The sequence below is a fragment of the Bacillus sp. T2.9-1 genome (genome assembly GCF_950097965.1).
GTDB lineage: Bacteria > Bacillota > Bacilli > Bacillales > Cytobacillaceae > Niallia > Niallia hominis.
In genome coordinates this window covers 1-26,554 of record NZ_CATNHG010000114.1, presented here as the reverse complement: position 1 = coordinate 26,554, position 26,554 = coordinate 1, and the positions used below count along the sequence as shown (strand labels likewise).

The window sequence follows — 26,554 nt, the reverse complement described above, 5'->3', positions numbered from 1 at the left end:
CTTTTTTAATGCTTAATTTTTTCCAGCTACCGCGCTCTCGCTTGGTGGCCTTTTTGTCTAGTTGGGGGACTCGTCCCCCAACTAGACAAAAAGGATATTTATTCTCCCACAAACATTTTACTCATACCTTCCCTATTTTTGTAAAATCATTCATTTAATGGTTTTAGAATCTAAGCAAATGAACAAAAAGTATAGCAGACTAAATACAGTTTACTTTAGGGCAAGCAACGATTCTATTGGTGTTGACTCGCCCTACTTCTTACTACATATTTCCCATTAAATTCCTATAATAAGATTTTAGGCTTTAAAAAAAGAGAACCACTTACGAGTTAATTTTTAATTAAATTTCCTTCAAATGGTACTGTGGCTTTTTGGATTTCTTCTTCTAATTCAGCTGTTAATATGTTTTTCCTTTCGTAGCTCCAATTATAATAATTTGCCATATACTCTATAACGGCTTCCTTTATTTCTTGCACTTTATCTATATCAAATAGTAGCATTCCTGTTCGTCTTAAAAGAATATCTGTAGGTGTCATAGCGAATTCATATTCCATTGCATAGCGTATTCTTGAAAGCACTACTGGCGAAAGCTCTTCATGCTTTCCGATAGATTCTTTTGCCAGCTCATATAGAATTGGCGCATTGCTGCCATATAGCTTTGCGATTTTTTCTGCATCCTCTTTAGAGAGTCCTGCATTAATTCCCTTCTCTACTACCTCTTTGATATATGTCGAAAAACCTTTTGACCCTCCGACTTCACCGCCTGAAATTGGCAATGATTTTGTCATACAGTTTTTAAATGTTTTGCCTGTTTTTTCTTGCAATCTACTTGCTACTAGATTAACAACTGTCTCTGCCATTTTTCGATAACCAGTTAGTTTACCTCCAGCGATTGTAATTAATTTACTTTCCGATTCCCAAATTTCATCCTTTCGCGAAATTTCAGATGGGTCTTTTCCGTCTTCCAAAATTAATGGTCTCACTCCAGCCCAACTAGATTCTACATCTGCTGCAGAAACAGACACAGAAGGGAACATAAATTTTATGGCTCCTAAAATATAATCCCTATCTTCTATAGACATGGATGGATGTATAAGATCATCACTATAAAAGGTATCTGTTGTACCTACATAGGTTTTACCATCTCGTGGAATAGCAAAAACCATTCTACCATCAGAAGTGTCAAAATAAATGGCTTGTTTTAGCGGGAATACAGACTGATCAATAACTAAATGAACTCCTTTTGTAAGCTGAAGCGTTTTTCCTTTCTTGCTTCCATCAATTGTTCTTAACGTATCGACCCATGGTCCTGTTGCATTAACAATGGTATTCGCATAAATTGGATACACAGTACCAGCTATTAAATTTCTAACTTCCACACCTTCCACCATACCATTTTTATCATATAAGAAGTTTTCTACTTTCGTGTAATTAATGGCAGTCGCCCCATTATCTACTGCTTTTTTAAGTACTTCAACCGTTAAACGGCTGTCATCTGTCCGATATTCTACATAGTATCCGCCACCTTTTAGTCCATCTTTTTTTATTAAAGGCTCTTTAGATAATGTTTCATCCTTTGATAACATTTTTCGACGTTCTGATTTTTTTACTCCGGCAAGAAAATCATATACTCTTAAGCCAATATTCGTTGAAAATTTCCCAAAAGTCCCTCCTTGATGCAAGGGGAGAAGCATCCACTCAGGCGTGGTCACATGTGGTCCATTTTCATATACAACCTCTCTTTCTTTCCCTACCTCTGCAACCATTTTCACTTCAAATTGCTTTAAATATCTTAGTCCCCCATGCACTAATTTCGTTGATCTGCTTGAGGTTCCAGCTGAAAAATCCTGCATTTCTACTAGCGCTACTTCCATTCCTCTAGTTGCCGCATCTAAAGCGATCCCCGCACCTGTTATACCTCCACCAATAACTACCATATCAAATTTCTTATTCATTAATTGCTGTTCTATTTTTTCTCTATTACTTGGCTTCTTTTGCAAAGTAATAACCTCCCTTTAAGTGAAAACCATGTTGGTTAAATATTTTCCTGCTGTAACAAATGAGATAATTGAGTCGTAAGTAGTTTTTTAGGAAACAAAAAGAGACCACAAAGCTACATTATCATTATGATGACAATGGCTTGTGGTCTCTCCAATTCTCCAGACAAAAATTATTAACTTGTGTATATTATAACATATTTTTCTTTATATTCATAGTATTTATATTATTTTTATAATGTTTTCTTATTTAAAAGCCATCGTTGCTTTGACTGCTTTCTTCCAGCCAAGATACAATTCTTCTCTTCTATCTTCTTCCATTTTTGGTTCAAAGGAACGATCCAAACTCCATTGTTCTGCAATTTCACTTTGATCTTTCCAGTATCCAACAGCTAATCCAGCAAGATAAGCAGCACCTAATGCAGTTGTTTCATTTACAACTGGTCGTTCTACAGGAACATTCAGTATATCTCCTTGGAATTGCATGAGGAAATTGTTTCGAACTGCTCCCCCGTCTGCACGTAATGTTTTTACTTGAATATTCGAATCTGCTTCCATTGCAGAAAGTACGTCTCTTGTTTGATAGGCAAGTGACTCTAATGTTGCACGAATAAAATGTTCCTTTGTTGTTCCTCTCGTTACGCCGAACATCGCACCCCTTACATCACTATCCCAATACGGTGTACCAAGTCCTACAAATGCTGGTACTAAATACACTCCATCGGTTGAATCCACTCTGCTTGCATATGCTTCACTATCCTTCGCATCTTTTAGCATTCTTAATCCATCTCGTAACCATTGAATGGCAGATCCAGCAACAAAAATGCTCCCTTCTAGCGCATAATGCACTTTTCCATCTATCCCCCATGCAATGGTTGTTAATAGTCCATGATCTGATTTGACTGCCTTTTCTCCTGTATTCATGAGCATAAAACAGCCTGTTCCATACGTATTTTTTGCCATTCCAGCTTCAAAGCACGCCTGCCCAAATAATGCAGCCTGCTGATCTCCAGCAACTCCCGCAATCGGAATTCTGTTACCAAAGAAATGTCCTTCAACTGTATATGCGTATATTTCAGAAGAAGCCTTTACTTCAGGAAGCATCGATTTAGGAACTGTTAAAATATCTAATAATTCCTGATCCCATTTTAAATCATAAATATTAAACATTAATGTACGGGATGCATTTGTATAATCTGTTACATGTGCTTCTCCACCAGACAACTTCCAAATAAGCCATGTATCAATCGTCCCAAATAACAAATCACCATTTTCTGCTTTTTCTCTTGCCCCATCTACATGATCTAAAATCCATTTAACTTTTGTACCTGCAAAATACGCATCAATCAATAATCCTGTTTTATCTCGGAATAATTGATTATACCCCTGTGCTTTTAATTCTTCACAAATGTCATTTGTTTGTCTTGATTGCCAGACGATTGCGTTGTATACAGGAACCCCAGATTTCTTATCCCACACAACCGCTGTTTCACGCTGATTTGTTATCCCGATTCCTTCAATTTGTTCTGGCTTAATATCTGATTCTGATAAAACGGTTGCAATTACAGCCAGAATGGAACCCCAGATTTCATTAGCATTATGTTCCACCCAGCCTGGCTTTGGAAAAATTTGTGTAAATTCTTTTTGCGCAACATGCACAATTTCTCCCTTTTTATTAAAAATAATCGCTCTAGAGCTTGTTGTACCTTGATCTAATGATAAAATATATTTTTCCATGTTCATTCCTCCCCAGTTAGTAAATATTCACGCTACTTTTTTTCTAATACTCTTACTTTCCCCTTTTGTCATAAAAAATGCAAGCATTAAAACAACTGCATTTATGGCTAACACTACCCAGAAACTGGATAAGATAATACCTTTAAAAAGATAAGTATACATAATTGCAGCTAAAGAACCACCGAGAATCGGTCCAACTACAGGTATCCATGCATATCCGAAATTCGATGAGCCTTTACCTGCTATCGGCAGTACAAAATGAGCAATTCTTGGACCAAGGTCACGGGCAGGATTAATGGCATATCCTGTTGTTCCTCCTAATGACATACCAATTACAACAATCAACAAACCTACAGCTATTGGGTTGAGACCTTCTGTAAAACTATTTGCACCAATGAATAACAATCCTAGCACTAACATAAACGTTCCAATCAACTCACTTAATATATTGGAAAAAGTATGTGGAATCGCAGGTCCAGTTGAAAACACTGCTAATTTTGCACCAGGATCCTTTGTTGCTTCCCAATGTGGGAGATAGTGTAAATAAACAATACAGGCTCCTAAAAACGCACCAATCATTTGCGCTAATATGTAAGGCCCTACTTGATTCCATGGAAAGTCCCCAGTTATTGCTAGAGCAATTGTCACTGCAGGATTTAGATGTGCACCACTAATGCTTCCTACAGCAAATACGCCCATTGCTACAGCTAATCCCCATGCAATCGTAACGACAATCCAACCACCGCCATTTGAGTACGCCTTTTTTAAGTTACCACCTGCTACGACCCCGCCACCAAATACAATCAGAATAAGCGTTCCAATAACTTCTCCCATAAACGCAGACATTCGAATCCCCCTTATCCTTTTTTCACTCTGTTTTAATTCGATGCTAAATACATTTTTTACATCTTCGTTAATACTTATCAACCTGTCTTTTCGATTCAAATCACAGAGTGTAATTGGTTAAAAAATGCGCAAAAAAGGAGAGCACAACAAAATATCGCCAATAAATAAATTATGGCTACCTGCGTGCATCTCCTTTTCTCCTACACATTAAATTAACTTGTAAATCTATTGTAAACGCTTACCAGTAGACTGTCAATTTTTTTTTGATATTTCCACTATAAAAATAGTAATTATTAATTAAGTGTACATTATCTCTCTTCCCATAATTCACGCTTCGATGTCGTAATACTTGTAGCCCCAGCATCAATTGCTTTTTTAACATCTTCTTTTGTGCGAATCAAACCACCAGCGAGTATCGGTACATTCAAACTATCTTTTAATTCCTTAATCATCCAAGGCATCACGCCTGGAAGAACTTCAATATAATCTGGATATGTTCTTTTCACCAATTTAACACTTTTCGCTATCGCATGGCTATCGAGTAAGAAGACCCTTTGTATAGCAATGACATTTTTCTGTTTTGCTTTTAAAATAACGGATGATTTTGTAGATATTACTCCATATGGCTTAAACTCTTGACAGATAAACTCTGTACCAAAATCATCACTTTTTAATCCTTGAATTAGATCCACATGGTAAATCATTTTCTTATTAGCCTTTTTTGCCAGTTGGCTAATGTGCTTTAATTGAGAAATATGTACTTCTAAGAACACGCCAATTTCATAATCACTTTTTAGAAAAGCTTCAAATTCCTTCATATTTGATGATGCAGGTATGATATGCTGATTCATTTTTATCCCCCATAATTCACTTTATTGCAAAATTACTATACCTTGTATACGCTCTCCTCTTTATTAACAGCTTTCTTTAGTAAAAAATTACCGTTTCAATTCAGTTTGTCAAAAAAATGATTTTAAAAAAGTTAAATAGAATTTTTATGCGTCGCTTTTAGTGTAAGAGGTGAGACTCATTTGGGATTAGCGCGAGCCCTACTGAGGAAGGCAAACCCCAAAAACGGAAAGCAACATTCCAATCCTAAGGACCTAATAAATATCTATAGACAAACCTTATTTCTACAATCCAGGCGTTTGGCTACAGTCTAGATTTAAATTCATATAGCCGAAAAGCTAAAATACAAACGGCTGAATAGGCTATTCCTATTGAATATCCGCCGACAACATCTGTCGGATAATGAACTCCTAAATATATTCTGCTTATACCAATTAGAATGATAAATAGGCAAGCAACCACATATGCAATTATTTTATGTCCAGTCGATTTCACAATATGTATACATAGATATGCACATGAACCAAAGAATATAAGAGAGCCCATTGAATGTCCACTTGGGAAACTATAGCCTTTCTCTATTATAACAGGCAAAATATCTGGACGCTCTCTTTTAAAAAACCATTTAAGCAGTTTATTTAATAGTGCGCCAATACCATTTGTCAAAACAAAAAAGGTGGCTAAAGCATATTTTTTTCTCCATAGCAAAAGAGCTGTAATGAATAGTAAAGCAATTGTGATAAATGATACCGATCCAAAAAATGTCACCCGTTCCACCCATATTGTTAAATCATCGGAAATGAATGACTGGATAAAATCGATGATCATATCGTCAAAAGCAATGATATCCAAACTGGTAACTAGGTTTGCTATTAAATAAAATACCGTACTAAAAGTTACGATTATAGCAATCATCAGGATTATATACTTTAATGTTATATTTCTTTCCAAAATTATCCCTCGCTATTTTTCGGTGCTAGCTTGTCCATACAAGCATAGCACCTATTTAAATTTTAAGCTTCTTTTGCGACTTTCTTTCTCGTTGTCTTCTTCTTCTTTTCTTCTGTTTTCTTAGGCTTTGTATTATCAATAGAAGCTTGAAGAGCCGCCATCAGATCCATGACATTCGATTTCGGTTGCTTTTCTGTACCTGTAACTACTTCTGCTCCAGCTTTTTTTGCTTCAATTAATTGAAGAAGAGCTGTTCTGTACTCATCCGTGTATTTTTCTGGTGTAAACTCTGTTGTTAATTGATCTATTAATAAAATGGCTGTTTCTAATTCTTTTTTCTCTATTTGACTGGCTTCAGGTACATTTGGTACATCTTCTACATTGCGAACTTCATCTGGAAAATGTATCGTCTCCATCACAAGTGTATTTTCATACACTCGAATAATAGCTAATTGCTCCTTAGAGCGAATAATAATCTTAGCAATTCCTACTTTTCCTGTTTCAAGCAAAGCTTGTCTTAATAAAGCATATGCCTTATTTCCGCCCTCACCTGAAGACATATAATAACATTTTTCAAAATAAATCGGATCAATTTCTTCCATTTTCACAAAATCAATAATCTCTACCGCTTTATCCTCGTTCTCTTTGCGTAGATTTTCTAAGTCATCATCATCGAGGACTACATATTTTCCTTTTGCATACTCATACGCCTTCACAATTTCTTCTGGAGCTACTTCTTTTTCACAGGCAGAGCATTTCTTTTCATATTTAATAGGAGCATGACACGCTTTATGAAGTGTTCTTAACTTTATATCTTTATCCTCAATTGCAGAATGCATCTTAATCGGTATACTCACTAGTCCAAAACTTATATTTCCTTTCCACATCGTGTGCATCGTATAATCTCCATTCTCATTTAAATTACTTTCCCAAAAATTTTACTTTTTGATTCTATTAATACATTGTGTTTCCATGTCTTTTTCATACTATTTAATTATTGGTAGTGCACATCATTCATACATACCCATATCAATTGGTTATACTACTATTATCGAATGATTATCAGGAGGATTACTTATGCCTAAAGCAGCATTTTTTATACATTATTATCATAAAAAATCAGATACATTTGGTGTGAGCGTTTGTTTAAATAAGGAAATAATAACCGTTGGGAGATTTAAGAAAGGGTTAAAGGAGGATGAGAAAATCGCCTTGTTAGGCATTATAAAGGAACATTACAAAAAAGAAGAGGATGATTTTTATTATATGGATCCAGGAATTTGTGTAGAATTACATTTCTCTTCATTTGTACATGATGAAATAATCAATCCTACTTTCTCAAAATTTTTATATAAACATAATTGGCGCGATTGCAAATTGGAACAACTTATAACAGATCGCACTACTATTACTCACCCTGACAAACCACTTTTTCCCGATACTAATATTACTAAACTTAATTATCTTTTATATTTAAAAGAGGTAAGTCCCTATTTCCTTCCTTTTTTGCATAACCGTTTGCTGACAACCATTCGCTTTCCACATGGTCTATTTGGAGAATCATTCTATCAAAAACAATGCCCAGATTATGCTCCTTCTTTTGTAGAAACATATGTAAAAGAAGATATTGAATATATTTTATGTAATAATCAAGAAACCCTAATGTGGTTAGGAAATCAATTAGCTTTTGAATATCATATCCCATTCGAAACCATCCACTCCAATGGAATGCCTTCTGAAATTGTATTTGATTTAGATCCTCCTTCAAATGATCATTTTCATATGGCCATTGAAGCAGCTAAAGTTCTGCATGAAATTCTGAATAGATTGCAATTACAAGCCTTTTTAAAAATCTCAGGAAACAAAGGCATACAAATTTATTTGCCACTTCCCGAAAAAACTTTTTCATACGATGAAGTGCGGATTTTTACTGAATTTATCGCACATTTTATGATAGAAAAGAATCCAGAACAATTCACCATTGAAAGACTGAAAAAAAACAGAAATAATCGATTATATATTGACTATATCCAGCACAGCGAGGGCAAAACGATAATCGCTCCATACTCTATCCGTGGTAACAGAGGTGGATATGTTGCATGTCCAATTGAATGGAAGGAACTTACAAACACCCTCCATCCAAGTCAGTTTCCGATGAAAACTGTCCTTGAGAGATTAGAAAAAGGAATAAATCCATTTTCTACTTATTTTGAAGCCAAAAAAAGACAGCCGTTCCGTCAAGTGCTGGATATATTAACACAAATTAAAAATAAACAGGGATTCCTGTAAGAGGCTCACTCCCTGTTTTTTATTCCATTAGGCACTCTTCTATAGGGACGGTTACAAAGGATTCAATTACTGGATGTCTTAAGGTTCTACCCTCTGTCCACTCTAAAAAGGTGATTTTCACAGTAAGAGCTGGCCTCAGCCAAACACTTCCCTTAACTTCAACTTGGTTAATAAACGGATTCTCTTTGATAATAATTGGTTCAATAGCATTTGTAACAGCAACCCAGTCTTTTGCCGTTAATTTTCCAGAACCAGCACTTCCAATATAAAATAATTGGCCGTCCTTATTAAACTGCCCAAGATGTAGGGAATGGACAGTCTTATTCTTCAACGTAACCCCGCCTACTACTGCGATTAAATCCTGCTCTTTTTTTCTCTTTCTCCATCTTGAATCTTTTCCTTCAAGTAAATATGGACTATCGAGATCTTTACAAACAATTCCTTCGAGCTGATGCTCCATGCATACGTTAAATAAACCTTCTGTATCGGAAAAGCTTTCCACTAGGCGAATCACTTCATTCTCAGTAATTCTTTCTCGTAGTATTTGTTGTCTTTCACGTAGAGGCTTCTCTAATAACCAATGGTCATTAACATAAAGGATATCAAAAATCATATAGGTAATGGGAATTTCCTGCTGCAATTGGCTTACTCTATCCATATTTCGTATTCGATCACGCTTCATTACTTCATAAAAAGACGGCTTGCCATTCTGTAAAGCGATTATTTCTCCGTCCAAAATGCAATTTTCAGCCTGTATAAACGTGTTTGGGCGTAAGAGCTCTGGATATTGTTTGGTTCTTTCGTTTTTCTTTCTATTAAACAATTGGGTTTTATCTCCATCATAATAGGTGAGTATCCTTGTTCCATCCCACTTCACTTGGGCAACCCACTGATCACCTTGAGGAATTACATCTGTTAAGATTGGTTCAAATGGCTTTATTGGCTTCATAGTAGATATCCTTTTTATCCTTACCATTTGCAAATAGAAAAATAATATACAGTATTATTCCAACACATCCCATTATCTTTCAGAATTTAACTTAGCAATAAACTGTTTAATACTTTTTTAGACGAAAAGACTTGGGACATAAGCCATGAGGCTGTGTCAAAACTAAATAACTAATCTTTAAAGACGAACAATCTCTAATTTAGCTCTTATATAAGCTACTTTCTCATGATGGTTATCTATGATACAAATGTAGTTAAGTGTAAAAACTAAGTCGTTTTTTAAACTTGTTCTAAACCAATAAACACGAACCTTTGTGTAATTAAATTACATAAAACGTTCGTGTTTATTGTTGATTGAAATGCTTATGTCCCAGTCTCTTTATACTTTTAAAATAGTCATTTCAATTACAATTGCCTGCAACCTACTCACTCTGATGATATATCGTTTCATCTTAGTAAATATAGCCTACCTTTTCATCCTATCCATTTGGAAAGAACTATTATTATACTTACTTTAAATGAGCCTCTACATAATTTTGTGCTTCTGTTTGTAGTTTATTATATTGGATAGCTTCATCCTCAAAATAAATCTTATTCTTAACATTAAAATTTTCAATCGTATCCCACTCTAAAGCTACTTCTGCACGATATACATAACTAGCATTTCCAATTAAATCTATGCGGTATTGTCCATTTTGATGGTGAACAATACAGCGAACTTTCCCGCCATTATTATACACATCAACATAAGTATTTTCTTCATTAAATCCATTTAATATCGTAACGAGGGTAGATGCGCTCATCGCTGTACCGCATGCATTAGTAAAACCAACTCCTCGTTCATAAGTACGAACATAGATACTACCTTTATCTAAAATCGATACAAAGCTAACATTAACTCCGTCTGGAAAGTATTCATTTGACCCATTCACATATTTACTTAAAGTTTCCTGTACTTCAGAATCCAGTACCTCTTTATTCACTAACGTAATTAAATGTGGGTTTGGTACTGCTAACGCAGTAAATAACAAATCTTCATGCAGTCCTGGAATCTTCTCATTCAGTAGTGTATCTGCTTCTAATTGTAATGGAAGATCTTCTGTCTTAAAGGAAACTGGAGATATTTCTACCAAATAAGTTGGAATGTTTGGATAAATATCCTCTTCATTTTTCACTTCCAGATTAGCTTTCATCGTTTCAATTACAGCCTCTTCAACTTTAAGCAATTCACAAACATAACGGGCAACACAACGAATACCATTTCCGCACATAGACGCTTCCGAACCATCTGCATTAAATACTCTCATTCTTGCATCGGCTACTTGACTTGACATTACATAAAGAATTCCGTCAGCTCCCAAGGAAGACTCTCTATTACAGAGCGCTTTAGCTAACGTCGCTCTTTCTTCTTCAGAAAACTGATAATCATCTGATATCTCATCTATAATTAAAAAATCATTTCCACTTCCATGACATTTTGTAATTTTTATATTCATTTCCCTATTCCTCCAAGCTGATATCAATCTTCTTCCATTTTACCGTTCCTGCATTTAACCTGCAATTAATTCTTATTAGTAAAAGAGAACAGAAAATAACAAAAGAGGCTGGGACAAAACTAAATAACCAACCTTTAAAGACAAATACTCTCTAATTTAGCTCTTAAATAAAGCTACTATCTCATGATGATTATCTATGATTTTAAATATAGTCAAGTATAAAAACTAAGTCGTTCCATTGCGCTACAGACCCACGATGCGCCATGGAGGAAGCTGAGCCTCCCTCGCATGCTCTGAGGGGTCTAAAGCGTCTCTATTTCCCGCAGGAGTCGAGCGTCCTCTGCTCCATTTCACTTCGTTTTCAAACCTATTTTTAAACTAAAAAACACGAAAATTTATATATATTAACTATATAAATTTTCGCGTTTATTATTAGTTGAAATGCTTTTGTCCCAGCCTCTCTATTTAATAAACATTATAAATAATCTTCATCCAATAGCTTTTTAGCCCATGAAATGGATTCTGCATATTCTTTAAATAGTTCCTTTTCTTGTATATTTAACTCTTTACAGCCTAGTCCTATTCTAGTCCAATCAGCTGTTTCTGCAGCTATGACCAATTGGAGTACATCTCGTTGAATATTTTTCTCCCCTGATAATGCTTGTACAATCGTTTCATCTAGAGGTAAATCAGAAAGAATTGTCGCCATATCTCTATTCATAATGGTATCCATAAGGGAGAACATACCCGTTAAAAAAAAACTGCCGTATTCTTGTCTTCCAGGGATTAGCTTTGCGACCGATTCACACATTTTAGAGCGGATTAAACAATTAAGCATTACTTCAAATGAGATTCCATTCTTCCACTCATTTTCTCTTACGGTTAAAACGTATATCCATTTTTGCAGCTCAATAAGCCCAATATAAATAATCGCATTTTTAATACTTGTTACCTTTTGCTTCATTCCATAGCCTAGTGTGTTTATTAGTTTCAATAATTTATAGGACAATGAAATATCCTGCTCGATTAATTTTGAAATACGATTAATATCTGGATCTTCATCATTCAAAAGTTCAAGTATCTTATAATACGTATGAATATAGATTGGTACATCGTGAGTAGACATAATCAGTGGTCTTGAAAAGTAGTAACCTTGAAAATAGTGATATCCTTTATTTTTAGCTTGTTCATACTCTTCTTTTGTTTCCAGCTTTTCTGCAACCAATTCAATATTATTCTTTCTCGCCAACGTTTCCAAATCTGAACGTGTTTCCTTAGTTGTTTGCTGAAAATCAACTTTAATCATATCAGCAAGTAATAGCAAAGATTGTGAGTATAGATTGCTTTTGTCAAAAATAAAATCATCTAACGCTAATTTATAGCCTAGTTGTTTTAACTCTATGCAAATATCGATTATTTTTTGACTGGGAATAACGCTTTCGAGAATTTCGATTACTATGTTTCTTGGTTGAAAATATGTAGGCAGTCTTAGTTCTAATAAATTTTCTGTGAAATTGATGAAACAAGGTTTTCCGTCTGATAGCTTATCTATCCCAATATTAAAGAAACTGTTAATTAGAACTTCTGTCGTCGCCTGATCTCCATTTATATTTGGAAATGAATTCATGTTATTATGTCTATAAAGCAATTCATAGCCATAAACCTCTTCCATTCGATTAAATAGTGGCTGTCTCGCCACAAAAACTTCCATTCCTTTACCTCCGTCAATCTATTTGTGCCATAGTTATTGTCATTTTAATAAATTTATAAGCAGAAGGTTGTCGAACCTTGAGTGTAAGATAATTATTTTTAGCGCTTAAAATGTCTTATTTTGATTAATTATAGGGGCATCTATGGTGCAGTTATTTTTCGATGATAAAGACCATCCTTTATCCTGGTATATTAGTAAAGTTCTTATTCAAAAAATAAAATAAGCGCTATGATAAAGGATGGATCTTCTTTTTGATTAATGTGTATATTGAAGTACAAAATTAATCAAAAACAATGAGGATATGAAATACAAAGGAAGTGAAACATCTTTCGCTTTACCTAATGCTATCTTTAAAATTGGGTAAAGGATAAATCCGATTGCCATACCATCTGCGATACTATAAGTAAATGGAATCATAGCAATAATAAAGAAGCTGGGAAAACTTTCACTTAAATCCCTTAAATCCAGATTACGGATATTTTGTAGCATTAATCCTCCAATAATGATAAGAATCGGTGCAATCGCACTGTCTGGTATTAATTTAATAACAGGAATAAAAAACGCAGAACAAAGAAAAAGAAGTCCTGTTGTTACCGCTGTTAGACCTGTTCTCCCACCAGCTGTCATACTTGCAGAACTTTCCACTGTCGCTACTGTTGGACTTGTGCCAAAAAAACTAGAAAGAAATACAGATATAGAATTAGCTCGAAAAGCCTTTGTAAATCGGTCTGGTCTATCAATAGATTGCACATGGTTATTTACCAATCCAATATTCTCAAAAATAAGTACCATCGTTAGGGAAAATACCGCAATCCAGAATGGAATCGATATTAGTTTATCAAAAGACATATGACCAAACACATTCTTGTATTCTTGTAAGTGGAGCGATTGACTCTTTCCGCTATTTACATCAATTATTCCAAAACTTGCTGCTATCAATGTGCCAACAACAATCGTAATGAGGAAATTTCCCTTCACATTTCTTAAAAATAGGATAATACTTATTAAAAATGTGAGTACAGTTGCTAATACATGTAAATCACTAAAAGATCCTAAAGCAATAATGGAATTCGTTCCTCTTACAACAAGCCCGCCTTTCTCCAAACCGATTAGCATTAAAAATAGACCTAACCCTACAGTAATCGATTCTTTCAATGAAACAGGGATTGAATCACTTACAATCTTTGCAAGCTTCGTAAAGGCAACAATCATAAACAAAATTCCTGAAATGAATACAACCGCCAGAGCTTCTTGCCAAGTTAAAGCCATTGAATGGACAATTGTATAAGAAAATAAAGCATTAATCCCCATACCAGGTACAAGTAAAATCGGAACATTCCCGTAAAAACCCATTAAAAAACAACCTACAACTGACGTTAGAATCGTTGCAATGATCGCTGCTTCTAAAGGAATACCTGCTTCTGCCAAGATTAAAGAGTTCACCACCACAATATAAACAACAGTAAAAAATCCAATAATCCCTGCAAAAATTTCACTTTTAAAAGTGGTTTGATTTTCTTTTAGCTTAAAAAATGAAAAAATATAATCTTTCATTTGAAATACCTATTTAGTTATAGCCCTCTCCCTACCCGCTTCCCTCTTAAACACAAGAAAAGCATGTCATATATTGACATGACTTTCAGCATGAAATAGGGTAGCCACAAGAATTTATGATAGCAGATTCCCATTACTTTGCCAATGTTTTTTAGGAGAAAATACTTACTTTTTCCTACAGATTATGATGATTTCGCCTTTCCTTAGTAATATTTTCTTATCAAAAAAATTTCAGAATAAATTCAAATAAATCAATGATTTGTATACGCAAATATTTTCGCCAATAAAGCATATAGATGGATTACTTCTCTATCCGAAGCATGTGGATCAATTGTAAATAAAGGAAGATTAGGGTCCATGAATCGCTTTGACCACTCCTTTGGCATCCAGCCTTTTCTCAAATGTGCTAATACAATCCCATCTTCTTTCTCAAAATGATATTCCGTATTACCAAAGCTCTTTTTCATCCTGAGTGATTTTTCACCAAATAAAAAAATCCGCGAAGATCGTTTATCTGTTTTCATCTCCATTATTGAGCTTATCATTCTATTGTCTTTATTTAAAATCTCTATCCTATTCCGCTTCATTCTGAAAGTATATTGAAGCACGTTCTCCGTATTATAAAATCCATATGATTTTACATAAAACAGATCAAATAGAAAGGGAAGATACCAGCGAATCACCGAAAATTTCACATCTTTAATTTCTCCAATCTCTTGCCCATTTCTATCAAAAATAACCATACGCAGTGAGGGTGCAGGTAAAAATGATAAAACAACTGTATTTGTTTTTAAAATGGAGTTAACTTGACCAAATGAAAATATTGTATCTACCTTTTCGAATCGTCGTTTATGTAAATAATACTGGCTATAGCAAGTTACACTATAGCATCCAAATGGCACTAAAAGTAAGAAATAAGTAATGCTAGAGTGACTAAAAATAAACAGCACCGTAAAAAGAAAAATTGGAATGCAACTAATTAGACTAGCGTTTAAAGCAGAAACGGCTGTGTATTTATAATATTTTTCTATATTCATAACGAGTCTCCTTTATTTCCATTCTTCCTTACAAGGTTGGATTGTGAGTTTTGGCATATTTTTTAATCTGTAGTAACTATTCTATTAATTTCTACTCAAATCTATGATTAGTTAATGGAGACTTTTTTGGAAAAAATGAAATTAGTTCTATTAAATTGTCTATTATTCTTATTTATTTAGGAGCAAAAGAAAATGGAGGTCTGCTTTCCAACGATTTATCGATGGAACAGGAAGACTATAAATTCATTAGGGATATATCAATCCACAAAAGGAGGACAAGGAATGAAAAGAATGGTACCCTCTGCATGAATGAGGGATTAACAGTAATGATGCTTTTTTTTGTTAAATGGAATAATACAAATAAAAAAAACTGCTGCATATTCCCTATCTCATATACACCACTATCAAGAAGGATAGTATTATACTTAAGAGAATATGCGGCAGTTCTTAAAGCATGTCATGTTTAGTCAAATGGACTATTTAATAAAACGAATTGTTAATGGAATATGATACGCTTGACCCTCATAAGATTTTATTGCTGCAATAATTGTAAATACAAACGCCATTATTCCGATAATAGGTAAAATAATCACTCCTATAATAATAAATATCAGAATCCAGGCAATAAACGAATAAATAGCATAAGAAATTAAAAAATTGAAATATTCCTTACCATGATAATTAACAAAAGGTGAATCCTTTTTCACGAGCCAAATAACTAATGGTCCGATAAAATTAGTAAAGAAACTTGATACGTAAATCAACATTGCAAAAATTCTCTCATCCGTTGATGATACATCTTCTTTGAAATCCATTTGAAACCTCCGAATTGTAATAATAATTGCTATATTATTATATACCATTGATTAAATTAAATGTTTCATTTTTCTAATAATATTTGTCCAATTATTTTATTATGTTTTTTCATCTATATAACTATTTAGCCTCCCTCACCTTTACATTTATTCATAAAAATTTTACATTTTGTTTGTATTTTCCTATTTTCATTTTCTACATAATTTTGTATGATATAGAAAAGTAATTTGTTATCATGAGATAATAATAAAAGATGGGAAGGCAAATGGTGCGCCACCGCTTTGGTTCTAGTGGGTTCGATTCCCACCCCGAAATTTTTTTTCAATTGGATTAAAAATTTCGAGGGTGGGCATTTCTTTATCAAGAGTAAGTTCTGCCCTCAGGACACGGAGGGATTATTATGTTAAAGAAAAGAGATCTCGAGGATTGCCAAGTGTTATATCCTTTAATGACGCATCCAGATGTCTTCCCATTTGTGCGTCAAAAAGCTAATTCATATGAAGAATACCTGTTTCTAACAAAACAAACAATGGAAGCAGAAGAAAGAGGAGAACTTATTTCAAGAACCATTTTGGACGAATTGCAAAACCCAATTGGTACGATAAGTTTATTTGATCTAAATAATAATATTGGCTTTCTAGGAACATGGCTAGGGAAGCCATATCATGGAAAAGGATACAATAAATTGGCAAAGGAACTATTCTTCTCTGAAGCATTTTTTGACCTAAATATTGACAGCATATTAATGCGGATTAGAAGCCATAATACTCGATCGCTAAAAGCAGCCGAAAAGCTTCCTTATGCTATTTCTGCCAATGAGACAAGAAGCAATCTTTTACAAGCCTTAAATAGCTCTGGCACAAATTATCAACTATTTGAAATTCCTAAAGATTTATTTACTCTTTATACTTTACGTCAAACTACTGAAGAGAGTACAAATGATCTCAGAGAGGCGTAAATTCATTGGTCAACTGTTCATAATCTACTAAGATCAGCGATAGCTCTAGTATCTATCTACTGATCTTATTTTATTTCTTACATTTTTTCTGTGACATTTTGAATGAAGAAAAGAACCGATAAAGCTTGAACTTAAAGGTTCCTTCCTATGTTAGCAAACCCTTTATTTACTCTTCTTAAAGGTTTGATAATTTTTATTACCACCAGAAAGATTATAAATATCGCTGTACCCTAAATTTCGTAATACATTTTGCGCAGCATTACCTGTTGTACCACTATTGCAATATGTCACAGTAGGGAGCAACGGATCAAGATTCTTCGATTTTTCACGCAAATCACCAAGAGCTATATTAATGGCACTATCCACACATGAGGCTTGAAATTGTTTTGCAGAACGCGTATCAATTACCTGTATTGCTTCACCATTATTTATTCTTTCTGATAAATCACTTGGGGTAATTAGTTTATTTTTCTTTTCTATAGCATTCTGTAACGCCATCCCAGTATACATAACAGGATCTTTTGTTGTACTAAAAGGTGGAGCATACGCTAAATCAAGATGGAATAAGTCTTCAGCTTTTGCTTGAAATGTAATGGCTGTAACAAATACATCCATTCGCTTATCCACCCCTTCTTCCCCCACAATTTGTACGCCTAATATTCTGCCTGTTTGTCTATCAGCAATTGCCTTAATGATTAAATCTTTCCCTCCAAGATACTCCGCTCTAGCAGGTTTGATATTGTGCAGGATTTCAATTGAATATCCTTCTTCTAATGCTTCTTTTTCTGTCATACCAGTTTGTCCAACAGCTAAATCAAAAACTCGCAGAATTCCTGTACCTAAAATACCTCGATGCTCTAGTGAACCACCAGTTATCACATCACCAGCTATTCTCCCCATTTTATTAGCTGTACTACCCAATGGACGATACAGCGGTTTCCCTGTTATTAAGGAAAAGCTTTCCGCCACGTCACCTACTGCATACACATCTGGTATATTTGTTTGCATTTTACTATTTACAGCAATGGCCCCTGATTGACCAATATTAACACCTATTGCCTCAGCCAATTGTGTATTTGGGCGCACACCTGTTGCTAAAATGACCATATCTGCTTCGATAACTTTTCCTGATTTTGAATGTATTTCCGCTTCATTTATTGCGGTTATTTCTTCATTTAAAAGGAGTTTTACCCCTTTTTTAACTAAGTGCTCCTCTACACGTATAGCCATATCCTTATCCAAATGAGACATAACTTGATTGCTACGCTGAACTAACGTTACATCTAATCCTCTTGTTTTAAGCTGTTCTGCCATTTCTAAGCCAATATAACCTGCGCCAATAATAGTTGCTTTTTCGGGCTGCTTTTCTTTCATAAATTTTTCGATAGCTTTCGTATTTTGAATGGTTCGAACCTGAAAAACATGCTCCAATTCTACACCACTAATTTCAGGAGTAATTGGTGTTGCACCTGTTGCAAAAACTAATACATCATATATATCCTCTTTTACTTCGTTTGTATCTAAGTTTTTCACTTGAATCTTTTTCTCTACAGCATCGATACTGGTAACTTCATGTCGGATAAAAATGTCTACATTATATCGTTTTTTAAACCAAGATGGAGTCCTTGGTGTTAAAGTTTCCAATTCATCTATTTCTCCACCTAGAAAATAAGGAATTCCACAAACTGAATAGGAAATGTCATAATCTGCATTATATAAGGTGATCTCGGCTTGTTCGTCATTTCTACGTGCTTTTGCTGCTACAGAAGTCCCTGCTGCAACCGATCCTATTATAATAATTTTCATGTTTATCCTCCTATATGCATTCATTTTTTTCTTAAATCGATTTAACCTTTCTTTTTTGCAATGAATCATATAAAAACAGGCGACTAAAAATGGCTCGTTCCTTCTCTCTTGCTTTTTTTAGAGTTCGGAGATTAATGGTTTAACTTACCAACTATGAAAGGAAAGAAAGCCAGAAGTATAAGCCAATTAAAGTAATAAAAAGAGTCGGAATGGTTAAAATTATTCCCGTTTTGAAATAGGTTCCCCATGAAATCTTTACCCCTTTTTGTGATAATACATGTAGCCATAATAAAGTTGCCAGTGAACCGATCGGGGTAATTTTTGGACCTAAATCGGAACCGATTATATTAGCATAAATTAATCCCTCTTTGATTACTCCAGTTGCATTAGTATCTGCTATTGCTAAGGCATCGATCAGGACAGTCGGCATATTATTCATTATGGAAGAAATAATAGCAGCGATGAATCCCATGCCAATGGTTGCAACAAACAATCCCTGATCTGCAGCTGCTTGAATAACGCTTGAAAGCAGGTTGGTTAATCCTACATTCCGAAGACCATAAATAACAACATACATTCCTATCGAAAAGAAAACAATTGCCCAGGGTGCTCCCTTCATTACATTCCGAATAGATACCGCCTCGCTTCTTCTTGCAAAAAAGAGAAAAATAATTGCGATAATGCCAGCAACAAACGATACTGGAATCTTCAAAAACTCACTTCCAAAATAGCCAATAAGTAAGACCACTAAAATGCCCCAAGAAATCCGGAACATTTTTTGATCTTTAATTGCATCAACGGGAACCTTTAAGTGGCTTGAGTCATACTTCTTAGGAATACTCTTACGAAAGTATAGATATAACACAAGGATACTAGCTAATAAGGAGAATAGATTTGGAACAATCATTCTGGATGCATACTCAACAAAACCAATACCAAAGAAATCAGCAGAAACTATATTCACTAAATTACTTACCACCAACGGCAAGGATGTAGTATCTGCAATAAATCCACTAGCCATAATAAATGGAAAAACCATTTTTTCTTCTAGCTTTAATGCTCGAACCATCGCGAGTACAATGGGGGTTAAAATAAGTGCTGCACCATCGTTTGCAAACAACGCTGCAACAATTGCACCTAATATCGAAACATAAATAAACATCTTAAGCCCGTTCCCGTTCGCGGCTCGTGCCATATGTAGTGCTGCCCATTCAAAAAAGCCAATTTCGTCTAATATTAAAGAGATAATTATAATTGCTATAAAGGCAAGTGTTGCATTCCAAACAATCCCTGTTACATCAGCAACATCATTAAAATCTACTACACCTACCAGTAATGCTAGTATTGCCCCTCCACAGGCAGACCAACCAATCGAAAGATTTTTTGGCTGCCAGATAACCAATGTTAATGTTAATAAAAAGATAATTATTGCCAAGACTGTTTGTAACAAAGTGTCAACCTCCATTAATTACATATGATTCTAAAACCTTTTTCTTCTAACCTCTCGATTTTTTCTCGCTGATTTGGGATGTGTTTTAATAGCTCCATTATCATTTCATAATAGTCACTAGTATTATTTAATGAATAAAAAACCCACTGCCCCTTTTTTTGTTCCTTTACAATTCCCAAATCTCTCATTTTACGAAGATGCTGACTAATTGCTGGCTGTGATATATTAAAGATTTCAACAAATTCACACACACAGCATTCTTGTTCAGACAACAAGCTTACAATGCTAAGTCTTGTTTTATCCCCTAGTAATTTTAAAACACTAGCTGTCTCTTTTAAAGATTGGTCTTTTTTGCTCATTTTTATCCTCCTTTCTACACGATTTCCTATTACATAAGCTTATTGTTATATACTTATTTAAAGAAAAGAAATACAATATTTATTAGTATTTGTATCTATTCTTTTAATATATAATTATATACTTATATATTATCAGTAAAAAAAAGGTGCTGTCAATTACATTTTTTTACTTTTAAATACAAGAAATTCTTTTGCCGTGATCTTCTAAGCTAATAAATTTTTCTTCTTGCTCATTTACTTACTTTAGAATATCGTTAACCATCGAAAAATGTATATTTTGTTGATTTAGAAAATTGATTACCCAGTCCAGCATCCTTTTACTTTCTCGAATGTTGACTAATAGCAGGTTGAGACAATTGAAACCCATCTACAAATTCACATAAACAGCATTCGTGAACCGTTAGCATCCCTACCATTAATAACTATGTTTTATGCCCTAAAAGGTTTAAAATATTTGCTTCACTGTCAAATTGTTTCGAAGACATATATTCTTATCCATTTCCATTCATATATAAATTTCATCATAATCTGTTCATCTTAACTACAAACCACTTTTATGCAAAGAATTTAGAAGTTTCCGTTTCTTTCGTTCCATCATTCTCCCAATCTATGGTATAATACGAAACGTTATTGTTAAGAAAGAGGACAAAAAGATGAAACAATCAAATTCAATTAATCAAAAGTTAACACAAATGATCGTTATTTTAATGCCTGTACTTGTTACACAGGTTGGCATATTTGCACTAAGCTTTTTTGATACGACAATGTCTGGACATTATAGTCCCGTTGACTTAGCGGGAGTAGCAGTAGGGAGCTCCTTATGGACACCAATCTATACAGGACTCAGTGGGATTCTTCTTGCTTTACCTCCAATCGTTTCCCAATTAATGGGTAGAAGCGAACCACAAAAGGTACGATTTTCAGTTATCCAAGCTGCGTATCTTTCTTTTAGTATGGCTGTAACACTTATAATAATTGGCTACTTCTTTTTAGAGTCCATATTAGGAAGTATTGGGTTAGAAAAAGAAGTCTTTAACGTTGCTTACCATTACTTAGTAGCCTTGAGTACGGGGATTATTCCTATTTTCTTATACTTTGTTCTTCGTTCTTTCATTGATTCCCTTGGCCAGACTCAGATTACCATGTTTATTACTTTAATTGCCATTCCGATTAATGTAGTATTAAATTATGCACTTATCAATGGGATATGGATATTTCCCGAGCTAGGTGGAATAGGAACTGGTTATGCAACAAGTATAACGTATTGGATTATGTTTTTTATTGCCATTTATATCGTGCATCGAAAACAGCCTTTTGTTTCGTTTCAATTATTTACTCAATTTTCAAAAGTATCTTGGATTAAATGGAAGGAAATTTTGACAATTGGGATTCCGATTGGTTTTTCCGTGTTCTTTGAAACAAGTATCTTTAGTGCTGTGACAATTCTAATGAGCAATTACGATACTAATACAATTGCTACACATCAATCGGCAATTAACTTTGCCTCACTCTTGTATATGGTTCCCCTCAGCATTTCTACAGCATTAACCATCCTTGTTGGTTATGAAGTTGGAGCCAATCGCTTGAAGGATGCAAAAGCATATAGCTGGTTAGGAGTGGGACTAGCGTGTTTCATTGCATTTATAAGTGGAATAATTCTGTTAACATTCCGAATGGATATTGCTGAAATTTATACAAAAGATTGGGAAGTGCTAAATCTAACAGCTCACTTTCTTATTTATGCGATATTCTTTCAATTATCAGATGCTATTCAAGCACCAATTCAAGGAGCTTTACGAGGCTATAAAGATGTAAATGTTACACTTCTTATGAGCTTTCTATCCTATTGGGTGATTGGTTTACCAAGCGGCTATCTTCTTGCTATGTATACCCATTTAGGTCCCTTTGGCTATTGGATCGGTCTCATTATCGGTCTTGCTACAGGAGCTATTTTCTTAACGAGTCGATTAATAAAGATACAGAAGAAAAAATTTGCTTATCCGCAATATCAGCATTAAAAGAGTGATTACCACAAGGGGAAAGATGTAAAAAAAGATAAAGTGAAACTTCCATCAGTGGTGGGTTTTCCTTTATCCCCCTACTATTGAATGGTAAAACTCTTGGTCATTACGGTGCTAATCTCCGACCTACCTCTAAGTATCAATAGAACTAGAAAATTTCTATCCCCTTCATATAAGAGAATATCTTCCATCATATAAATCTATGATTGTCACCATTCACATTGTTGATAACTAAACAAATCAAAAGTCCCTACTTTAACCTCTTACTGTTTAGTTAATAAATGTTGCTTTAGAAGATATAACAGAACAGATTACGACTCAGAGGCAAGTAAAATTCGTAGCATATCAATATCATGATGATTTAACTGGTTTATTCAAATGAAGAGGAATTTATCGAAATTTAGAAAGTCACCATTCACGCTAACACGCTTGTGGCAACTATTCTTATCGATCTCGACATGTTCAAAGACATCAATAATCTTGGCCATGTCGCTGGAGATACCTTACTGAAGCAAGTTACGGGAAGATTAAAAAAAATATTGATACGAGGTGAATTGCTTGCAAGAATGGGGAAGACGAATTTTTTCATTTGCCTTATTGCGCCCTATAGTCGGAACGAAGTATTTGAAAGAATCAAGAATATTCAAGATTTAATGAAGGAGCCATTCCTAGTACAAGAGACTTTGAAAGAAATTACTATAAGCATCGGTGTTTCTTTTTATCCAGAAGATGGCAAAGATTTAAACACGCTGATTAAGCATGCTGATATGGCCATGTATGAAGTCAAGCATTCTGGAAGAAATAATGTCATTTTCTTTTCTTCTCAGGTTGAAGAGAAGAAACTAGAACAAATCAATATGCTTCAGTCATTAAAGATAGCTCTTAAGCAAGAACAATTTATTCTTCATTTCCAACCCAAGCATAGTACTAATCACAAAAAAAAAGTAGGTGTAGAGACATTAGTACGATGGAACCATCCAGAAAAAGGTTTTGTCAGTCCAGATGAATTTATTTCATTAGCAGAGGAAAACGGTCTAATTATTCCTCTCAGTAACTGGATTATTGAATAGGCAATAAGCTCATTTTCGGGTTGGATACTAGAATATAATGTGAATTTTCACCTTTCTATCAACATATCGCCTATTCATTTTTTAGATGAGAACTTTATACCATTTTTATTTGCGCAATTACAGAAATTCAAACTTCCAACACATATGATTGATCTAGAAATCACCGAAAACCTGGCTATTGAAAATACAGAACAGACTAAGAAAAAAATTAATATACTGAAGGAAAAAGGAATCCAAAAATCGATGGATGATTTTGGAACAGGTTACACCTCCCTGACATACTTATCACAGTTCAACCTGGATCGCATAAAAATTGATCGTTCCTTTATTAAAGAATTACCAAAAAATAAAAATGATGCGGCCATAGTACAATCTTTGCTATTTGTAGCCAAAAACTTAAATATTTCGGTAACAGCTGAAGGCGTTGAAAAGGAAGAACAATTAAATGCCCTTTTAGAATGGGGATGTGATGAAATTCAAGGCTACTATTATAGTAGGCCATTACCAGAGGATAAACTTCTTAAGTACTGGCAAGAAACGGTACAGTAATATATTGATAATGGTCCTTAGGCTACTTTGTAAAATGAATAGTTAGACATGGAGCATATGAAAAAGGCATTGCTCTTATCTGATTTTTTTTCAATATTCATTTAAAGAAATGCCTACTAGGCAAATACACACTTTTATTATGTGTGAATACAATGAAAAATAAGCATATATTTGCAAAGGTGAGAAAGGATGAATTTCCAATGTTCCCATGGAATTTATTCCCTTTTAATAAAGATTCAAAAAATAGAATGGATCAAATGAATCCTCAAGATATCCAAAAGTATGTACAAGAAATGATGGATAAACTTATGCCAGAATCTCTTCAGAAAATGGAGCCAGATACTATGTTCCAGCAATTTTCAAAAGGTGCGAATTATCGCAATGATAACATTCACGATTCAGAAAAATTCAATTATGTCGTTTTTGAAACCCATCATCACGTTTATGTCAGAATTCCTATTCTAGAAAGCAGCTGGCTTGAACATATTAAGATCTTTTATACATCTAACCAATTAGTAATAGAGCATATTCCATCATTTGAAGACAAACATATGATTACATTGCCTGCCATTGTAAGAAAAAAAGGGTCTGCTGCCGTTTACAAAGATCATATTTTAGAGATAAGGATTCAGAAGAATATTGATATTCAATTTTCGGAGATTGATGTAACAGAAATGAATTAAAAAGGAAGCGGGAATTTTTATGAGTTTTGACAACTTAAAAAAAATCTATCAATTTTCAGAGAATAGTCATAAGGAAGATTATTGGAAAGAAATGTTTGGATCTAGTGACAAAGAGTGGTCTTCCCTTTCACCAACATCGATAAAAAATAGCGATACTTTCCCAGCATGTGATTATTATTTATTTGAATCTTGTTATTTTATTGATATGGAGTTGCCAGGAATGGATATAAACCTTTTAAAGATTCGTATTCATCATCATGTCCTTTATATAGAAGGATATTATAAAACCCTTTTTCCTAAATGTTCCTATCTTTTGAAAGAACGACAGAATAAACATTTTCTAAAAAAAATCAGCATCCCAAAATATGTGAATGAAAATACGATTAAAAAGAAATATGAAAATGGAATTTTACAGATTTCCTTTGCTTGCAAAGTGTGATAAGAGGAGATCTAGCAATTTCCTCCTATCTCCCTTTAAGGAATCATAGAAATAATTTATCATAGCAATAAAATGGTTTGTCTTTTCCTTCAAAAAAAGTAGAACCAACTTTATTATATCCATTTTTCATAAATAAGTTTTGTGCTTTATCATTTAATGAATATGTATCAGTTTTCAAGTAAAATACATCTTGTTCAATGGCGTACACTTCAGCGAATGCTAATAAATTACTCGCAATACCGCCACCACGAATATCTGGATCAACAACTAATCGATGGATAACCATGTATTCTCTATTATGATAAGTCCAGGCAATACCCTCATAGTTTTTTCCACCAATTTGATCAATTGTAATAGAACCAACCACTTTGTCATCCATAATAGCAACAAAGAGATTTTTATTTTCGATATCTATTTCAAAGCTATTTTCATTAGGGTATTTATGAGACCATTGATCATTTCCTTCTTTTTGCATAATCACTAAAGCCTTCTTAACAATCTCCATGATTGTTGGTAAATCATCTATATGTCCTTGTCTAATTTCCACTTGTAATTTCTCCTATGCAATAAATTCTTCCCTGTAAACTCTCTTAGTTAGTGTGCTTGTTCTTAAAGTAGATATTCAGGAAAAATTATTATATAAATTAATGCTCAAAAATACCACTATTTTGTTTAATAAACATCTATTTCTATAATTCTCTTTATTCAGAATCATCTAAGTTAAAATATAATTTCCATAGTTGGCTACTCTTTCTCGCCTGCCAATACTACTTGAACTCAAATAAGCTTGCGGTTGTGTCTACTATAGCTAAGAATGTATTAAACTTGATGCTTTCCAAAACACTATTGATTCAAGATAATAATCAAAACCACCAGTGTGAACTGGTGGTTTGCTCTGCGGCTAAAAGCCTCTCTTACCGGCCTCGGCCTTAAAGGCCCACTGAAAAGGTTTCCCTTCTGCACCACATTCACTCACCAATTCTAAAGA

At 34.1% G+C, this 26,554-nt stretch carries 23 protein-coding genes and 1 pseudogene; 7 read left to right on the top strand and 17 right to left on the bottom strand.

The window, feature by feature from the left end:
• Nucleotides 1-329: 329 nt before the first annotated feature.
• From QQZ16_RS17200 to ku, 6 genes are all read right to left on the bottom strand, one after another.
• On the bottom strand, nucleotides 330-1,955 hold the full coding sequence (locus QQZ16_RS17200) for a glycerol-3-phosphate dehydrogenase/oxidase (protein ID WP_235252398.1): 1,626 nt from the start codon (nucleotides 1,953-1,955) through the stop codon (nucleotides 330-332).
• Between the two features lie 288 nt (nucleotides 1,956-2,243).
• The gene (gene glpK, locus QQZ16_RS17195) at nucleotides 2,244-3,734 is read right to left on the bottom strand and encodes a glycerol kinase GlpK (protein ID WP_235252397.1); all 1,491 of its coding nucleotides are present in this window, start codon (nucleotides 3,732-3,734) and stop codon (nucleotides 2,244-2,246) included.
• Between the two features lie 27 nt (nucleotides 3,735-3,761).
• Nucleotides 3,762-4,580, bottom strand: a complete 819-nt coding sequence (locus tag QQZ16_RS17190) for an MIP/aquaporin family protein (RefSeq protein ID WP_031535942.1) — start codon at nucleotides 4,578-4,580, stop codon at nucleotides 3,762-3,764.
• Nucleotides 4,581-4,888: 308 nt separating this feature from the next.
• Nucleotides 4,889-5,431, bottom strand: coding sequence for a glycerol-3-phosphate responsive antiterminator (locus QQZ16_RS17185; RefSeq protein ID WP_031535944.1), 543 nt, complete (start codon nucleotides 5,429-5,431; stop codon nucleotides 4,889-4,891).
• Nucleotides 5,432-5,732: 301 nt separating this feature from the next.
• Nucleotides 5,733-6,344 (bottom strand): phosphatase PAP2 family protein, encoded by a 612-nt coding sequence (locus QQZ16_RS17180; protein WP_284561542.1) that lies wholly within the window; start codon nucleotides 6,342-6,344, stop codon nucleotides 5,733-5,735.
• A gap of 98 nt (nucleotides 6,345-6,442) precedes the next feature.
• Nucleotides 6,443-7,276 carry a non-homologous end joining protein Ku gene (ku, locus tag QQZ16_RS17175; protein ID WP_031535948.1) on the bottom strand — a complete coding sequence of 278 codons (834 nt, stop codon included), beginning with the start codon at nucleotides 7,274-7,276 and terminating at the stop codon, nucleotides 6,443-6,445.
• A 181-nt stretch (nucleotides 7,277-7,457) separates the two neighbouring features.
• Here ku and ligD point away from each other — a divergent pair, with 181 nt between their 5' ends.
• Nucleotides 7,458-8,669, top strand: coding sequence for a DNA ligase D (gene ligD, locus QQZ16_RS17170; protein WP_235252395.1), 1,212 nt, complete (start codon nucleotides 7,458-7,460; stop codon nucleotides 8,667-8,669).
• Between the two features lie 19 nt (nucleotides 8,670-8,688).
• On the opposite strand, the gene QQZ16_RS17165 is transcribed toward ligD, so the two are convergent.
• From QQZ16_RS17165 to QQZ16_RS17145, 5 genes are all read right to left on the bottom strand, one after another.
• Nucleotides 8,689-9,618, bottom strand: coding sequence for an ATP-dependent DNA ligase (locus QQZ16_RS17165; RefSeq protein ID WP_031535952.1), 930 nt, complete (start codon nucleotides 9,616-9,618; stop codon nucleotides 8,689-8,691).
• A 508-nt stretch (nucleotides 9,619-10,126) separates the two neighbouring features.
• On the bottom strand, nucleotides 10,127-11,113 hold the full coding sequence (gene dapF, locus QQZ16_RS17160; RefSeq protein WP_235252394.1) for a diaminopimelate epimerase: 987 nt from the start codon (nucleotides 11,111-11,113) through the stop codon (nucleotides 10,127-10,129).
• Between the two features lie 475 nt (nucleotides 11,114-11,588).
• Nucleotides 11,589-12,824, bottom strand: coding sequence for an EAL and HDOD domain-containing protein (locus QQZ16_RS17155; RefSeq protein WP_284561541.1), 1,236 nt, complete (start codon nucleotides 12,822-12,824; stop codon nucleotides 11,589-11,591).
• Between the two features lie 255 nt (nucleotides 12,825-13,079).
• The gene (locus tag QQZ16_RS17150; protein ID WP_031535957.1) at nucleotides 13,080-14,378 is read right to left on the bottom strand and encodes an NCS2 family permease; all 1,299 of its coding nucleotides are present in this window, start codon (nucleotides 14,376-14,378) and stop codon (nucleotides 13,080-13,082) included.
• Nucleotides 14,379-14,629: 251 nt separating this feature from the next.
• Nucleotides 14,630-15,415: a hypothetical protein gene (locus tag QQZ16_RS17145; RefSeq protein WP_031535959.1), complete on the bottom strand. Its 786-nt coding sequence runs from the start codon at nucleotides 15,413-15,415 to the stop codon at nucleotides 14,630-14,632.
• Between the two features lie 221 nt (nucleotides 15,416-15,636).
• On the opposite strand from QQZ16_RS17145, the gene QQZ16_RS17140 reads away from it, so the two are divergent.
• Nucleotides 15,637-15,882, top strand: coding sequence for a hypothetical protein (locus tag QQZ16_RS17140; protein WP_284561540.1), 246 nt, complete (start codon nucleotides 15,637-15,639; stop codon nucleotides 15,880-15,882).
• A gap of 9 nt (nucleotides 15,883-15,891) precedes the next feature.
• On the opposite strand, the gene QQZ16_RS17135 is transcribed toward QQZ16_RS17140, so the two are convergent.
• Nucleotides 15,892-16,230 (bottom strand): DUF4870 domain-containing protein, encoded by a 339-nt coding sequence (locus QQZ16_RS17135; protein WP_031535963.1) that lies wholly within the window; start codon nucleotides 16,228-16,230, stop codon nucleotides 15,892-15,894.
• 401 nt (nucleotides 16,231-16,631) lie between these two features.
• Between QQZ16_RS17135 and QQZ16_RS17130 the strand changes: the two genes are divergently transcribed.
• Nucleotides 16,632-17,189 carry a GNAT family N-acetyltransferase gene (locus QQZ16_RS17130; protein WP_284561539.1) on the top strand — a complete coding sequence of 186 codons (558 nt, stop codon included), beginning with the start codon at nucleotides 16,632-16,634 and terminating at the stop codon, nucleotides 17,187-17,189.
• Nucleotides 17,190-17,351: 162 nt separating this feature from the next.
• Here the strand turns inward: QQZ16_RS17130 and QQZ16_RS17125 are convergent, their stop codons facing one another.
• From QQZ16_RS17125 to QQZ16_RS17110, 4 genes are all read right to left on the bottom strand, one after another.
• Complete coding sequence (locus QQZ16_RS17125) at nucleotides 17,352-18,995, bottom strand: FAD-dependent oxidoreductase (RefSeq protein ID WP_031535967.1); 1,644 nt, start codon at nucleotides 18,993-18,995, stop codon at nucleotides 17,352-17,354.
• Between the two features lie 151 nt (nucleotides 18,996-19,146).
• Nucleotides 19,147-20,460 carry an arsenic transporter gene (locus tag QQZ16_RS17120; RefSeq protein ID WP_035416073.1) on the bottom strand — a complete coding sequence of 438 codons (1,314 nt, stop codon included), beginning with the start codon at nucleotides 20,458-20,460 and terminating at the stop codon, nucleotides 19,147-19,149.
• Entirely contained in the window at nucleotides 20,460-20,804 is a 345-nt protein-coding gene (locus QQZ16_RS17115; protein ID WP_031535972.1) for an ArsR/SmtB family transcription factor, read from the bottom strand. Before QQZ16_RS17115 ends, QQZ16_RS17120 begins: the two co-directional genes overlap by 1 nt.
• 317 nt (nucleotides 20,805-21,121) lie before the next feature.
• On the bottom strand, nucleotides 21,122-21,211 hold the full coding sequence (locus QQZ16_RS17110) for an ArsR family transcriptional regulator (RefSeq protein ID WP_231512510.1): 90 nt from the start codon (nucleotides 21,209-21,211) through the stop codon (nucleotides 21,122-21,124).
• Nucleotides 21,212-21,457: 246 nt separating this feature from the next.
• Between QQZ16_RS17110 and QQZ16_RS17105 the strand changes: the two genes are divergently transcribed.
• The 4 genes and pseudogenes from QQZ16_RS17105 (at nucleotide 21,458) to QQZ16_RS17090 (ending at nucleotide 25,566) form a co-directional block, all read left to right on the top strand.
• Nucleotides 21,458-22,822 (top strand): MATE family efflux transporter, encoded by a 1,365-nt coding sequence (locus tag QQZ16_RS17105; RefSeq protein ID WP_284561538.1) that lies wholly within the window; start codon nucleotides 21,458-21,460, stop codon nucleotides 22,820-22,822.
• Nucleotides 22,823-23,256: 434 nt separating this feature from the next.
• Nucleotides 23,257-24,444 (top strand): annotated as a pseudogene (locus tag QQZ16_RS17100) (putative bifunctional diguanylate cyclase/phosphodiesterase).
• Nucleotides 24,445-24,596: 152 nt separating this feature from the next.
• Complete coding sequence (locus tag QQZ16_RS17095) at nucleotides 24,597-25,127, top strand: Hsp20/alpha crystallin family protein (protein WP_311298667.1); 531 nt, start codon at nucleotides 24,597-24,599, stop codon at nucleotides 25,125-25,127.
• Nucleotides 25,128-25,146: 19 nt separating this feature from the next.
• Nucleotides 25,147-25,566 (top strand): Hsp20/alpha crystallin family protein, encoded by a 420-nt coding sequence (locus QQZ16_RS17090; protein ID WP_031535978.1) that lies wholly within the window; start codon nucleotides 25,147-25,149, stop codon nucleotides 25,564-25,566.
• A gap of 43 nt (nucleotides 25,567-25,609) precedes the next feature.
• Here QQZ16_RS17090 and QQZ16_RS17085 read toward each other — a convergent pair whose 3' ends face one another.
• The gene (locus QQZ16_RS17085) at nucleotides 25,610-26,113 is read right to left on the bottom strand and encodes a GNAT family N-acetyltransferase (RefSeq protein WP_031535979.1); all 504 of its coding nucleotides are present in this window, start codon (nucleotides 26,111-26,113) and stop codon (nucleotides 25,610-25,612) included.
• Between the last annotated feature and the right edge of the window lie 441 nt (nucleotides 26,114-26,554).